13 protein-coding genes and 1 pseudogene are annotated in these 12,739 nt (G+C 35.3%); 3 read left to right on the top strand and 11 right to left on the bottom strand.

Annotated features, from left to right (window positions below; genetic code table 11):
* Nucleotides 1–72 precede the first annotated feature (72 nt).
* Both bioB and A6J68_RS03950 read left to right on the top strand, forming a co-directional pair.
* On the top strand, nt 73–1,065 hold the full coding sequence (bioB, locus tag A6J68_RS03955) for a biotin synthase BioB (protein ID WP_000009965.1): 993 nt from the start codon (nt 73–75) through the stop codon (nt 1,063–1,065).
* Nucleotides 1,066–1,604: pseudogene (locus A6J68_RS03950) on the top strand (biotin transporter BioY). It abuts the gene before it with no gap.
* A 67-nt stretch (nt 1,605–1,671) separates the two neighbouring features.
* Here the strand turns inward: A6J68_RS03950 and A6J68_RS03945 are convergent.
* From A6J68_RS03945 to rsmD, 11 genes are all read right to left on the bottom strand, one after another.
* Nucleotides 1,672–2,238 (bottom strand): aminodeoxychorismate/anthranilate synthase component II, encoded by a 567-nt coding sequence (locus tag A6J68_RS03945; RefSeq protein ID WP_000925630.1) that lies wholly within the window; start codon nt 2,236–2,238, stop codon nt 1,672–1,674.
* Between the two features lie 127 nt (nt 2,239–2,365).
* A complete protein-coding gene (locus A6J68_RS03940; protein WP_000841526.1) occupies nt 2,366–4,105 on the bottom strand; it encodes an ABC transporter ATP-binding protein in 1,740 nt (579 codons plus the stop codon).
* Complete coding sequence (locus A6J68_RS03935) at nt 4,095–5,840, bottom strand: ABC transporter ATP-binding protein (RefSeq protein ID WP_000022469.1); 1,746 nt, start codon at nt 5,838–5,840, stop codon at nt 4,095–4,097. Before A6J68_RS03935 ends, A6J68_RS03940 begins: the two co-directional genes overlap by 11 nt.
* Before the next feature lie 195 nt (nt 5,841–6,035).
* Nucleotides 6,036–6,551 carry a VanZ family protein gene (locus A6J68_RS03930; RefSeq protein WP_000919737.1) on the bottom strand — a complete coding sequence of 172 codons (516 nt, stop codon included), beginning with the start codon at nt 6,549–6,551 and terminating at the stop codon, nt 6,036–6,038.
* Entirely contained in the window at nt 6,551–7,657 is a 1,107-nt protein-coding gene (gene rlmN / locus A6J68_RS03925) for a 23S rRNA (adenine(2503)-C(2))-methyltransferase RlmN (RefSeq protein ID WP_001124996.1), read from the bottom strand. Before rlmN ends, A6J68_RS03930 begins: the two co-directional genes overlap by 1 nt.
* A gap of 50 nt (nt 7,658–7,707) precedes the next feature.
* Nucleotides 7,708–8,286 (bottom strand): YutD family protein, encoded by a 579-nt coding sequence (locus A6J68_RS03920; protein ID WP_001224500.1) that lies wholly within the window; start codon nt 8,284–8,286, stop codon nt 7,708–7,710.
* Nucleotides 8,287–8,354: 68 nt separating this feature from the next.
* Nucleotides 8,355–9,689 (bottom strand): bifunctional metallophosphatase/5'-nucleotidase, encoded by a 1,335-nt coding sequence (locus A6J68_RS03915; RefSeq protein WP_000137524.1) that lies wholly within the window; start codon nt 9,687–9,689, stop codon nt 8,355–8,357.
* Between the two features lie 74 nt (nt 9,690–9,763).
* Nucleotides 9,764–10,837 carry a SepM family pheromone-processing serine protease gene (locus A6J68_RS03910; RefSeq protein ID WP_000790649.1) on the bottom strand — a complete coding sequence of 358 codons (1,074 nt, stop codon included), beginning with the start codon at nt 10,835–10,837 and terminating at the stop codon, nt 9,764–9,766.
* Entirely contained in the window at nt 10,827–11,312 is a 486-nt protein-coding gene (gene coaD, locus A6J68_RS03905; RefSeq protein WP_000161888.1) for a pantetheine-phosphate adenylyltransferase, read from the bottom strand. The genes A6J68_RS03910 and coaD overlap by 11 nt, the downstream gene beginning before the upstream one ends.
* Nucleotides 11,309–11,599, bottom strand: a complete 291-nt coding sequence (locus A6J68_RS03900; protein WP_000384889.1) for a hypothetical protein — start codon at nt 11,597–11,599, stop codon at nt 11,309–11,311. Before A6J68_RS03900 ends, coaD begins: the two co-directional genes overlap by 4 nt.
* An 11-nt stretch (nt 11,600–11,610) precedes the next feature.
* Nucleotides 11,611–12,150: a 16S rRNA (guanine(966)-N(2))-methyltransferase RsmD gene (gene rsmD / locus A6J68_RS03895; RefSeq protein ID WP_001873924.1), complete on the bottom strand. Its 540-nt coding sequence runs from the start codon at nt 12,148–12,150 to the stop codon at nt 11,611–11,613.
* A 130-nt stretch (nt 12,151–12,280) separates the two neighbouring features.
* Here rsmD and A6J68_RS03890 point away from each other — a divergent pair, with 130 nt between their 5' ends.
* A complete protein-coding gene (locus A6J68_RS03890) occupies nt 12,281–12,730 on the top strand; it encodes a bacteriocin transport accessory protein (RefSeq protein WP_000592264.1) in 450 nt (149 codons plus the stop codon).
* Nucleotides 12,731–12,739 lie beyond the last annotated feature (9 nt).

The raw sequence follows: 12,739 nt of genomic DNA, 5'->3' as shown, positions 1-12,739 counted from the left end.
AACTTATTATATAGACTAAGTTTACAATACAGTTTTTTTATGCTATTATTAATTTCGTTAAAGGAGGCTATCATGTCATTTCAAACAAATTATATCCATTTGGCTGACGAAATATTATCTGGAAAGACTAGCATTTCTTATGAACAAGCGCTGGAAATTCTAAATAGCGATGAGAACTGGTGGGAAATCTACGCTGCTGCCTTATACCTTAAAAATCAAGTTAGCCGAAATAATATTCGCCTTAACGTTTTATTAAGTGCTAAGCAAGGACTTTGTGCAGAAAATTGTGGTTACTGTTCTCAATCTAAAGAAAGCACTGCTGACATTGATAAATTTGGTCTGCTTCCTCAAAATGTCATTCTAAAACAGGCTATTGTCGCTCATCAAAATGGTGCTAGCGTCTTTTGTATTGCGATGAGTGGAACTAAGCCTAGCAAGAGAGAAATTGAGCAGTTATGTCAAGTCATCCCTGAAATCAAAAAAAGCCTTCCTCTAGAAATATGCCTTACCGCTGGTTTTTTGGATAGAGAACAACTTCATCAGCTAAAACAAGCAGGAATTGACCGTATCAATCATAACCTCAACACCCCCGAAGAAAACTACCCCAACATTGCAACGACGCATAGCTTCAAAGATCGTTGTGATACTTTAGAAAGAATTCACAATGAAGACATTGATGTTTGTTCTGGATTCATTTGTGGTATGGGAGAGAGCGATGAGGGGCTCATCACATTAGCTTTCAGACTAAAAGAACTGAACCCCTATTCTATCCCTGTCAATTTTTTACTTGCTGTTGAAGGAACACCTCTTGGAAAATATAACTATTTGACTCCCATTAAATGCTTAAAAATTATGGCCATGTTGCGTTTTGTTTTTCCTTTCAAGGAATTAAGATTAAGTGCTGGACGGGAGGTCCATTTTGAGAATTTTGAATCATTAGTCACCTTACTTGTTGACTCAACTTTTTTGGGAAATTACCTAACAGAGGGGGGTCGCAATCAACATACCGATATTGAATTCTTGGAAAAATTACAACTAAATCATACTAAAAAGGAATTAATTTAAATGAAAACAAGAACAACTACCTATATTGCACTCATGGTTGCACTACTCATTGTTTTAGGTTTTATCCCAGGGATCCCATTAGGTTTCATTCCAGTCCCAATTGTCTTACAAAATCTTGGTGTTATGCTGGCAGGTGCTCTGCTTGGTAGTAGGAAAGGTTTCCTAGCTGTGGCTATTTTCTTGCTCTTAGTTGCTATTGGTGCACCATTTTACCAGGAGGGCGGTCAGGTCTCGTAACGCTGTTTGGGCCAACAGCAGGCTATCTGCTGACTTATCCATTTGCAGCTTTTTTTATCGGCCTAGGGCTTGAGAAAGTGAAAACAACAAAACTCTGGGTTTAATTCCTTATTATTTGGATATTTGGCGTACTATTGATTGATATTTGTGGTAGCATCGTTCTTTCCTTTCAAACTTCTCTCCCCTTAACTAAATCACTATTTTCTAACCTTATTTTTATTCCTGGGGATACCTTAAAAGCATCCATTTGCTTGATTATTTATCGTAAATTTGCAGACAGATTAACTCATCTATACAACTAAATAAAAGACAGTGCCCTTAGGTACTGTCTTTTATTTATAGAGAGTCATTATCCTACACTAACACATTTTAGTCATTAATTAACGTCAAAAAGTTTTCAATCATTTTCATTCCATCAATACTCCCGATTGACTCAGGATGAAACTGCATCGCATATACCTTTAAGCTGGGGCAATGGAATGCCATGATTTCATTATCCTCATTTGATCGTGCAATAATAGCAATATTCTCTGGTAAATCAGTCACTACCAATGAGTGATAACGCATAACTTGGGTTGGACTATCAATTCCCTTAAACAAACTAGTATGGTCGTTTATTGTTACCCAACTTTGTTTACCATGCATAACGTGATTTGCTAAATTTAATCGCCCACCCAAGCACTCAGCAAGCGCTTGATGCCCCAAACAGATACCTAGAATAGGTTTCTGTCCTATAAACTGATTGATTAATTCTAATATTTTCCCAGCATCCTTTGGGTGTCCTGGTCCAGGTGATAAGACGATAGCTTCTGCGCTCTCAGCTAATAAAAAAAGGTTAGGATCATCATTTTTTATGACGAATATTTCTTTATAGACACTTAAATATTGCTTTAAATTATAGGTAAAAGAATCGTAATTATCTACCAATAGTAACATTTTATAGACCTTTCCTTGTACTTTGACCTCATTATACACTAATTGTAAAATATAAAAAAGGCTTAGAGGAATAACTATTCCAACCTCTAAGCCTCACAGATTATGCCTTTTGAATAGCCTAAATTTTCTAGACCTCCATCATGCCGGCTTGTAATTGGTACATACGATAATAAGTCCCTTTTTGGTCTAATAAAGACTCGTGATTCCCACTTTCAATTATCTTTCCTCTATCAAGAACATAGATACAATTAGCATCTTGAATGGTTGATAAGCGGTGAGCAATGGCAATTGTTGTTCGACCTTGACGCATTTTTGCTAACGAATCTTGTACAATCTGCTCTGTTTCCGAATCAATATTTGCTGTCGCCTCATCTAAGATTAAAATTTTAGGTTTACTAGCCACAGTTCTGGCAAACGCTAATAGTTGGCGTTGTCCAGTTGAAAAACTTGACCCACGTTCTGAAACAGCTGAATCGTACTTATCTGGCAACTTCTGAATAAATTGATCAGCATCAACAAACTCTGCTGCGTCCTGTACCTCTTGATCGGTGATGTCTTGGTACATTTTGATATTAGATTTAATAGTGCCATGATATAAAAAGGGGTCTTGTAAGACGAGTCCAATATTCTTTCGCAATTGTTCTTGTGAGTAATCCCTAATATCCTTCCCATCTAATAAAACTTGTCCAGATTGAAATTCGTAAAACCTCATAAAGACATTAATAATAGATGATTTTCCAGAACCTGTCGCTCCTACAAAAGCAATAGTTTCACCTTTTTTAACACTAAAAGAAACATTATCAAGGATTTGTTTTTTTCCATCATATGAGAATGATACATTTTTAAATTCGATATTTCCTTCTCTCACAAAAGCTTCTGTATTTTTTTGGCTTGGTTCAAAACCTGTTTCATCAATCAGATCAAACACACGCCCTGCTGATACCATTGATGTTTGTAAGGTTGAAAAATTTTGCGTTACTTCAATTAAAGGGTCAAATAGACGATTAACGTACTGAATAAAAGCATACATTAATCCTGCCGTAAGACCTCCTTTAACTCCTGTAAATCCAAAATAAGACATAAGAACAGCATATGCTAGGAGTTTTAAAAGAGACATCGCCGGTCTTAAGAAGAGACTATCAAGAGCCATAGAACGATTGGCATACACAACATGCTCTTTGTTAATTTCCTCAAATTCAGTCTTCAAGCGCTCTTCTTGACCAAAAGCCTGTACAATGCGAATTCCTTCAATACTTTCTGATAATTTACTGTTGATATCACTAAGTAAACTTCTCGTTTTAGCAATGACAGTGACTGATTTTTTCCGATAGACATTCACTAATATAAAGATAACAGGTAACAAAAGAGCGACGAGTCCTGTTAGTTTAATGTCTAGCATCAACATAGTGTACAGAGTAACTGTAAAAATAAATATCGCCGAGATAAAACTTGATAAAATACCCGAAAACATATCAGATATTGCTTCAGTATCATTAGTAATACGTGACACAATAGATCCTGCCGGTGTCCTATCAAAATAAGACATGCCTAGCCTTTCCATATTAGCAAAAGCATCTCTACGAATATCTCTAACAATACTATAAGAAACACGCGCAAAAAAGAGATTCCCAAAATATTGAATTAAGGTCTGCAAGACATACATTGAATAATATCCCACTAAAATAAGAACTGCTGTTTGATTAACATTTGTCAGATAGTGATCAATAAAATGTGAAGCAATTAAAGGAATAATATTTTTAACAACAGTCGTCAACAATAAGAGAGATAGAGCTAATACTGTAAACCATTTATAAGGGCGTAAATAGGAGATTAATCTCTTAAAGACTTGCCATTGATTAGACTTCATCAAATGCTTCCTCCATTTCTAATTGCTGTGAGGCATACGTTTCAGCATACCAACCACCTTTATTTAGCAACTCTTGATGTTGACCTCGCTCAATGACTCTGCCGTCTCGCATAACTAAGATAAGGTCTGCGTGCACAACAGCTGATAAACGATGTGCTGAAATAATAGTCGATTTCCCTTGACGATTCGTTTTAAGATTCTCAACAATAGCATGTTCCGTTTTAGCGTCCACTGCTGATAGAGAATCATCCAAAATAAGAATATCTGGATCTAAAATCATGGCACGACTCATCGCAATCCTTTGTTTTTGTCCACCAGATAATGAGACTCCTTTTTCTCCAATTAGAGTCTCAAATCCTGCTGGCATCTGTTCAATGTCATCGTAAACATGTGCCAATTTAGTTGCTTCTTTGACAGCATTGATAGATAGAGTTGGATTTCCAAAGCGAACATTTTCTAAAATACTGGTAGCAAATAAAAACTGATCTTGAGGAACATAACCGATTAGTTGACGTAACTCAGACAATCGATAATCACGTATATCATGTTTATTTAAAGTAATTTTCCCCTGAGTCACATCATGTTCACGTAGCAATAACTTAATAAGACTTGTCTTCCCTGATCCCGTTTGACCTACCAAACCTAAGGTTTGACCTTTTTCTAAGGTGAAATGAATATCGGCTAAGGTTTCCTCATTGTCGTATCTAAAGAAATCAATATCATATCTTAATGTTCCATTGACAACAGGTTTGATAGGATTTAAAGGATCAGTTATATCCGATTCTTGCTCAAGTAGACTATTAATACGGTTATAAGAAACACTACCACGCTGTACCATATTGAACAAGAAACCAATCGCCATCAAGGGCCATACCAACATATCTAAATACGTCACAAATGTTACCAAGTCACCAACAGTAACTTGACCTTTTGAAATCATAAAAGCTCCCATAGCCAATGTTAATACGTAGGAGGCACCTATAAAAAGAAGAACTAAAGGATCAAACATGACATCATAAGTCATGGTCCGCATGTTCTTCACGAAAGTCATCTGATTAATCTCTTGAAAAGAAGCAATTTCTTGTTCTTGATAACCAAATGATTTAGTCACTTTGACGCCAGAGACACTTTCTTGCACTTTATTATTTAATTCTGAAAAGGCTGCCTGAGATTCTTTGAAGGTTTCATGGGTTTTTCGCCCCAATTTACTAGTTGCTAAGGCCATTAAGGGCAAAGGGATAACCGCAATTAATGTCATTTGCCACGAAATAGTAAAGAACATGGTGATAAGCGTTACTAATGCTGTGATAGAGGCATCCACTGCTGACATAACTCCTCCTCCTGCAAGACGTGTTAGAGAATTGATGTCGTTGGTCGCGTGCGCCATTAAATCACCTGTACGATATTTCTGATAAAAAGAAGGAGACATTTTTGTAAAATGTTCAAATAAACGGTATCTGACAACTTGGCCTAATTTGTAAGAAGTCCCTAAAATATACATACGCCAAATATAACGCAGCCCATACATAGCTAAAGCTGACAAAACCAAACCTAATAAATTCCATAGTAATTGTGGTCTTGTTAATTTTCCAGTTGTAATAGCATCAATAACTGATCCCATGATTTTAGGAGGGATAAGATTTAACACTGCAACCAAACTTAATGACAAAATCCCAATAAGATAGCGCTTCTTTTCTTCCTTAAAAAACCACCACAAATTTTTTATAATAGACATATTTTTCCTTTCTCAAAGGTTGAAAAACATCATAATTAAGTCAGAAGACCAAATCAATCAGAAGACATAAAAAGTGTTTTAAAATTCTCATTTAACAACTCTCTATTATGCCTCTATAAGCTTACTTTCGTCAACTAAAGTGATCCTTTTTAAATAGTAAAAGGCTTGAACAATATCATAGCCTTTACATTATTTTCATTTTCTAATAGTTAGAAGCCAACCTTTTATGTTTCGATAACTCCATAGGGCGAAAGGACCGCCTAAGGTATTTGTCCATAGATCGTCGATTTCAAAAACCCGATTAGCATCTATTAAAATATCTAAAACAACTTGAGTACACTCTATGAAAAGAGACATCAAGAAAGCAAGTAATATAACGCTTTTATATTTCCGTAAACTTGGCTTTAGGGATAGTAACCCTATAATGAGAGGAAACAGCAGTAAAATATTCACTACATTTTGACCAATAACCCAAAAAATCTCTTTAAAGCTAGTTAGCTGATCTAAACTACGAAAAGAATTAAATGGTACTAAAAGAGCTACAATTCTTCCGAAGCGCTGAACATTCGGAGTTGATACCCCCTCAATCATAATTTGAGGCCCAAAACACATCCTGACAATAATAAGACAATAGATAACCACTAACATCCAAACGAAACGACGACTAATCTTTGTCAATTCCCCATCTTCAGTAAATAATCTTTTAAGCATTACCGCCCTACCTTCGCTTTTTGACGATCGCGTTTCATTGTGTTTGAACGTAATTGTCCGCAAGCTGCATCAATGTCCGTACCATGTTCTTGACGAACAACACAATTAACTCCATTTTTCTTCAAAACGTCATAGAAAGCTTCCACACGCTCTTTAGGACTACGACTATACTGGTCATGTTCTGAGACAGGATTGTAAGGAATTAAATTGACATAAGATAATTTGCGAATCTTTTTCGTTAAATCTGCTAACTCTTGAGCATTTTCTGGGGTATCGTTGACACCATTTAACATAATATACTCAAATGTTACACGACGGTTAGTCGTCTCAATATAATATTCAATAGCCGCAAACAACTTTTCAAGAGGGAAAGAACGATTAATACGCATGATACTTGATCGTAATTCATTATTTGGAGCATGAAGAGATACTGCTAAGTTAACTTGTACACCTTCATTTGCAAATTCACGAATTTTATGTGCTAAACCTGAAGTAGACACTGTAATGTGACGTGCACCAATAGCTAATCCATTATCATCATTAACTGTACGCAAGAATTTTAATACATTGGTATAGTTATCAAAGGGTTCACCTATTCCCATGACCACAATGTGACTAACGCGCTCACCTTGTCCACGTTCATCAAAATATTTTTGAACAAGCATAATTTGAGCAGTGATTTCGCCATTGTTAAGATCACGTTGTTTCTTTATTAAACCACTTGCACAGAAAGTGCAACCAATGTTACAACCAACTTGAGTCGTTACACATACTGATAAACCATAATATTGACGCATCAAAACCGTCTCAATCAGCATGCCATCAGGTAATTCAAAAAGGTATTTAACAGTTCCATCAGCAGATTCTTGAACAATACGTTGTTTTAGAGGATTGACAACAAAATTCTCATTCAAAAGTGCAATAAAATCTTTGGAAATGTTAGTCATTTCATCGAAGCTTTGCACACGCTTTTTATAGAGCCAGTCCCAGATTTGTGAAGCACGGAATTTCTTTTCTCCATGTTCAATAGCCCAAGCTATTAGTTCATCGCGAGTTAAGCTATAAATAGAGGGTTTATAGTCGGGTGTATCAGTTTTTTTAGGCATAATATTTTCTTTCTTCATGGTGGAATAAACGATTACAGTTTATCCTTTTTTTATTTTTTCTTACGAATAACAAAATGCTGCTTTGCAGAGGTCATTTCCTTATCTTGCTCTTCTTTAATATGACGTTCTTGACGGCGTTTTGTGTCTTTACGCTTTTTACTTGTAAAATGAGCATTGGCATTTGACTGGGAACGATTATTTCTAGTTTGTGACTTTGATGATTGTGATTTGGATCTTGACTTACGACGCTTATGAGGTCTTTCATCATCAAATTTAATATCTCTAGGATTTGGATTCTCCAACACAAAATAAGCACAACCAAAGTTACAATACTCTTTAATATAATCTTCTAAACGTGAAATCCGGCTATTTTTTCTAATCGTACTAGCATCTTTGTAAAAGCCTCTTAGCCTCAACTGCTCGTTACCCCAATCGCCAACGATAAAATCATATTTTAATAAAATCTCAGAAAAACGTTGTCCAAAGACAGTCACATCAAAAGCTGATTTTTCATTAATAACAAGTTGAAATTCAATATCATCACTTTTAACGATATTTTCAAAGTGAATAAACTGTGGGCCAGGATACTTATTATAGTTAAGCATCTCTGGTGTCACTTCTTTTCGCATAATACTCCTTTCTCTAAAATCATTGAGAGAAACGACTAGCTTCTACTCTTTATTTATCTATTTTTCATTTATAGTGTCATATTTATTAAATAATCTGCTACCACATCTCTGAGTAATTCAGGAAAAAGCAAGTCTACTTTTTTTGTTTTTAAACACTCAAAATACGATGCAAAATAATACTGATCAACGATTACAAGAATCACTTCTTCTTTGGCATCAATATCTTTCTCATTATACACTATTTTTCCATTTTTGTAATCAAATCCCGAATGTAAAACTTCTCCAAAGTACTTGCCACGAAAGCCCATACCATGAATCTTTTGTTGCGCTAAAAATTGACCTTGTTGATAAATAGTTTCATAAATCTCTAAAAGTTCTTGACTACTCACTGTCAATTTAGCGAGACGCATTTGATGAGGTAATGATTCATGCAGATTTTTCCTCGAAAAGTCTTTTTCAAATGGCTGAACAATTAAGCCAGAATTGATAATAGCAACATCTGCACCTGCGTAAAACAGCATCGCATCCATGACTAGTTGACACGATTCTTCTAATGATAATGGTGCTGGAAAGGATATTAAACTTTCTTTTCTAAGCTGTTCTTTACCTTCTGACTCAATCTCCTTAGCCCAATCACTGTCCGAAGGATAACCAGTTAGTTGTTTTGTATCATATGTTGAGATTAAAATATCTTTTAGTGTATGATTATCAAAAGTTATATCAATACTCCCAACAAAGCGACCATATTTACCAGCTGCTGCAAGATATGTACCGGTAATTAGCTCCCCTTCCTCAAATAAATGGTGTGTATGTGCACCTATAATAAGGTCAATTTCTGAAAATTCTTGAGCAATCCTTGTATCAAAACGAATACCTAAATGACTCATCAAAATACGACAATTTGCCTCTTTTATCTCATTTATTTGTAAATGGCATTTAAGACAGTCAATTGGATCTTCTATCGTCCATCCATTAGGTTCATAGGTTTTATAATAAGGAAAAGTATAAGCTAAAAAAGCAAGCTTAGTTCCTTGCTGTGTCTCATAAATAATGTAAGGTTTTGCCCAACTCGGTTCGATTATGTTATCTTTTAGATTACCAACAATAACCGTAAAATCTGAATCTTTGTAGACTTGGTCCAAGTCTTTTTTGGATAAACCAACTCCTTCATTATTACCAATAGTAGCAAGCTCAATACCCAGTTCATTCATCAATTGGACATTAGCCTTGCCCGAGCTTGCTTCTGTCAAAGGATGGCTTTTATCAATATTATCCCCCAAGTCAAGTGAAATCGTCTCTATTGGCTGCGCTTGATTGTTATGAAAAAATCGTTTTACCTTAGGAAAATTCTCAAAATGAGAGTGCAGATCATTTAAATGTAGTATTCTTATAAGCTCTGTCATACTATCATTTTAGCACTTTGATAGTTAAATGTCGCAAAACAAAAAAGCCGAGCAGACGCCCGAACTCTTTGAGTTTATTTTGTTTTTTTCAAATAATCAATAGCTTGCTGAACATTTTGAACTGGTACAATTTTCATCTTCGTACCTAATCGCTTAGCTGCTGCTTTTGCCTCTTGATAATTCGTCTGAACCTTTGTTTTGCCTTTTTTAGCATTTTTATCGATCGGATTATTAGGAACAAAGAAAATATCCATTCCTTTTTTAGCCGCTGAAACAACTTTCAAACCTGCTCCACCAATATCGCCAACATGCCCATTTTGCTCAATAGTACCAGTGCCTGCAATCTTACGTCCTTTACGTAAATCTTCTTTAACTAATTGGTCGTAAATCGCTAAAGTAAACATTAAACCTGCACTTGGTCCTCCAACACCTTCAGTATTAAAGTCCACAGGAACATCAGATGATACTTCTGTATGGTCTGTCAAACCGATACCAATACCATTTTTACCGTTTGATAGTTTAATAACTTTACCAACTGATTCTTTCTTTTTACCTTGACTTGTGTATTGTACCTTTACTTTATCACCTAGATGAAGAGCTGCAACATATTTGATAAGTTGAGAAGAATTTTTGAAACTTTTGCCATTAACTCCTGTGACTGTATCAGCTAAATGTAATCTATCTTTAAATGTCGAATTTTTAGCTAAGTTAAGCACATAAACTCCTTTATAAGTAAGAGATACTTGCTTATTAGCTAACTTTAAAGCTTGATAGATGGACTCATTTTGAGAAGTCTCCATGTAGAATTGATTAATTCTGAGATAATCGTCATTACTAAAGCCACCTGTTGTCTCCTCTTTACTAGATAATTCTGTAAAAGGAGTTAACCAAGCATAAAGAACCTGAGCTGGCGTTGCTTGACTGACAGATACCGCTACAAAATTGTACGAACCCTTAGCTTTATCAGCCTTTTTATTCACTTTCAATACCGAACGGATATCATAAGCTCCACCTGGCATTTCCAAATAATAAGGTAGCCTCACCACAAGGCTTGCTAATACTAACAATAAAAAAGCAAAACCTATAATCCACCATTTAAGCAGACCTAGCAAACTTTTATGTTTTCTTTTTGGATCTTTATTCTTCACTCATTTTCTCCACTTCTCTAAAAACACTCTTTGGAACAAAAGGCTTCACAGAAGCCTTAAAATGTATCAATTCACGGATGCGACTAGATGATATCGGACTCAAAGATGGCGACGTTGATAAATAAACTGTCTCAATACCATCTGCCAACTGTTTATTAAAAAATTCCAAATTGGCTTCATAATCAAAATCCTGGCTATTACGCAGACCTCGAACAAAATATTTTGCTCCCACTTCCCTTGCTAAGTCAACAGCTAGTCTATCTTGCGCCACTAAAACTGAAACATTCTTAAACTGACGGATAGCTTCTTCTAACATTTTTTTACGGCACTCAATCGAAAAGTAACCTTGCTTCTCAAGGTTATGAAATAACCCAATGTAAACATGATCAAATAGATAGCTGGCGCGCTCAATAATATCTAAATGTCCATTAGTAACAGGATCAAATGAACCTGTAAATAAAGCTTTCTTTGTCATTCGTCGTCATCTCCACAATAATACAACCATAAAAAGACTACCACAGGAATCAGGCGAACAATGTCTATTGCCTCAAAACCGTTAGCTATCCAATTGATAAGATTTGGCAAAAAAGTAATCATTGCCATTAATAGATACAATGGATTTTTTGTTCTTGATAATGAACAAACTCCTTCATCATTTTTGAAGTGATAATGTTTTAGCAACTCTTCTAAATAGTGAAGGCGCAACAACAAATAAATCAATATGACTAAGATGAGAATAATCATCACTAACTTGTAATCCATACTAAAGCCTCCTAACGAACGTAGACCGTTACTTTAGAAATGCCATAAATTTTCTGTTTCCATATCCCAAAAGAAGCAATTTCTTCAGGTAAATCAACTGATTTGTCCGTTTCACAAACAATCATGATATCATCGCCTAATAAACCCTTGCTATCCATGATTTGGATTTGCTTTACAATTTCTTCCTTAGCATATGGCGGATCCAACAAGACCAAATCAAATTGTCCCGTTAATTGTTCTAAAGCACGGTTGGCTTCTATTTTTAATAATTGAAATTGCTCCGGACTCTTAGTCATTGCAATATTTTCTTGAATAACGACCTGCGCACGCCTATCTTTTTCAACTAGGACAGCTTGGTCCATTCCCCTTGAGATCGCCTCAATAGCTAAGCTACCACTGCCAGAAAAAAGGTCTAAAACACGACCACCTTCAAAAAAAGGACCAATCATATTAAAAATAGCGCCTTTAACCTTATCAGTTGTTGGACGAGTTGTTTTTCCATCAAGCGTTTTTAAAGGACGCCCTCCAAATGTTCCTGCTACTACTCTCATAACCACTATTATAACAAAAAATAAGGTAGAGTTATCAAAAAAATTGCTTATAACAAACAGAGAAGATAGTATCTCTTTTCCTTCTTTTTTGATATGATAAGCTAGCAGTAAGAGAAACGAGGTTCCCATAATGATTAAAAAATTATTATTAACTTTAATAGCCATATTATGCCTTACAACGCTAAAATCAAACTTAAGTAGCGCTGACACCATGACTATTTCTCAACAACAATACCAACACATGATAACAAATAGTGACTTAATCGCCATCACAGATAAGGCCTTAGTAAGCAAAAGTCAACAATCTGAAGCGACTATTTTTATAGGACGTCCAACTTGCCAATATTGTAGAGCTTTCTTACCAAAATTATTAAAATCTCAAGCCACACTTCATTCAAAAATTTACTACCTTGATAGTCAAAAATACAAAGGGAAACGATTGAAGAGTTTTTTCAAAAAGCATCATATTACCACTGTTCCAAATTTAGCACATTATCAACGAGGAAAAATGACTAAATATCTTGTTCAAGGAAGCCAAGCTACACCTCAACAAATCCAAACTTTCTTAAGCCAAAAATAAACTTATTGT

It is taken from the genome of Streptococcus sp. 'group B' (assembly GCF_002073795.1).
Classification (GTDB): Bacteria; Bacillota; Bacilli; order Lactobacillales; family Streptococcaceae; genus Streptococcus; species Streptococcus agalactiae.
This window is presented reverse-complemented; position numbering and strand designations above follow the sequence as displayed.

Excerpts from the sequence above, each read along its gene's own strand:
- bioB (WP_000009965.1), top strand. The coding sequence starts at position 73 with ATGTCATTTCAAACAAATTATATCCATTTGGCTGACGAAATATTATCT.
- A6J68_RS03945 (WP_000925630.1), bottom strand. The coding sequence starts at position 2,238 with ATGTTACTATTGGTAGATAATTACGATTCTTTTACCTATAATTTAAAG.
- A6J68_RS03940 (WP_000841526.1), bottom strand. The coding sequence starts at position 4,105 with ATGAAGTCTAATCAATGGCAAGTCTTTAAGAGATTAATCTCCTATTTA.
- A6J68_RS03935 (WP_000022469.1), bottom strand. The coding sequence starts at position 5,840 with ATGTCTATTATAAAAAATTTGTGGTGGTTTTTTAAGGAAGAAAAGAAG.
- A6J68_RS03930 (WP_000919737.1), bottom strand. The coding sequence starts at position 6,551 with ATGCTTAAAAGATTATTTACTGAAGATGGGGAATTGACAAAGATTAGT.
- rlmN (WP_001124996.1), bottom strand. The coding sequence starts at position 7,657 with ATGCCTAAAAAAACTGATACACCCGACTATAAACCCTCTATTTATAGC.
- A6J68_RS03920 (WP_001224500.1), bottom strand. The coding sequence starts at position 8,286 with ATGCGAAAAGAAGTGACACCAGAGATGCTTAACTATAATAAGTATCCT.
- A6J68_RS03915 (WP_000137524.1), bottom strand. The coding sequence starts at position 9,689 with ATGACAGAGCTTATAAGAATACTACATTTAAATGATCTGCACTCTCAT.
- coaD (WP_000161888.1), bottom strand. The coding sequence starts at position 11,312 with ATGACAAAGAAAGCTTTATTTACAGGTTCATTTGATCCTGTTACTAAT.
- A6J68_RS03900 (WP_000384889.1), bottom strand. The coding sequence starts at position 11,599 with ATGGATTACAAGTTAGTGATGATTATTCTCATCTTAGTCATATTGATT.
- rsmD (WP_001873924.1), bottom strand. The coding sequence starts at position 12,150 with ATGAGAGTAGTAGCAGGAACATTTGGAGGGCGTCCTTTAAAAACGCTT.
- A6J68_RS03890 (WP_000592264.1), top strand. The coding sequence starts at position 12,281 with ATGATTAAAAAATTATTATTAACTTTAATAGCCATATTATGCCTTACA.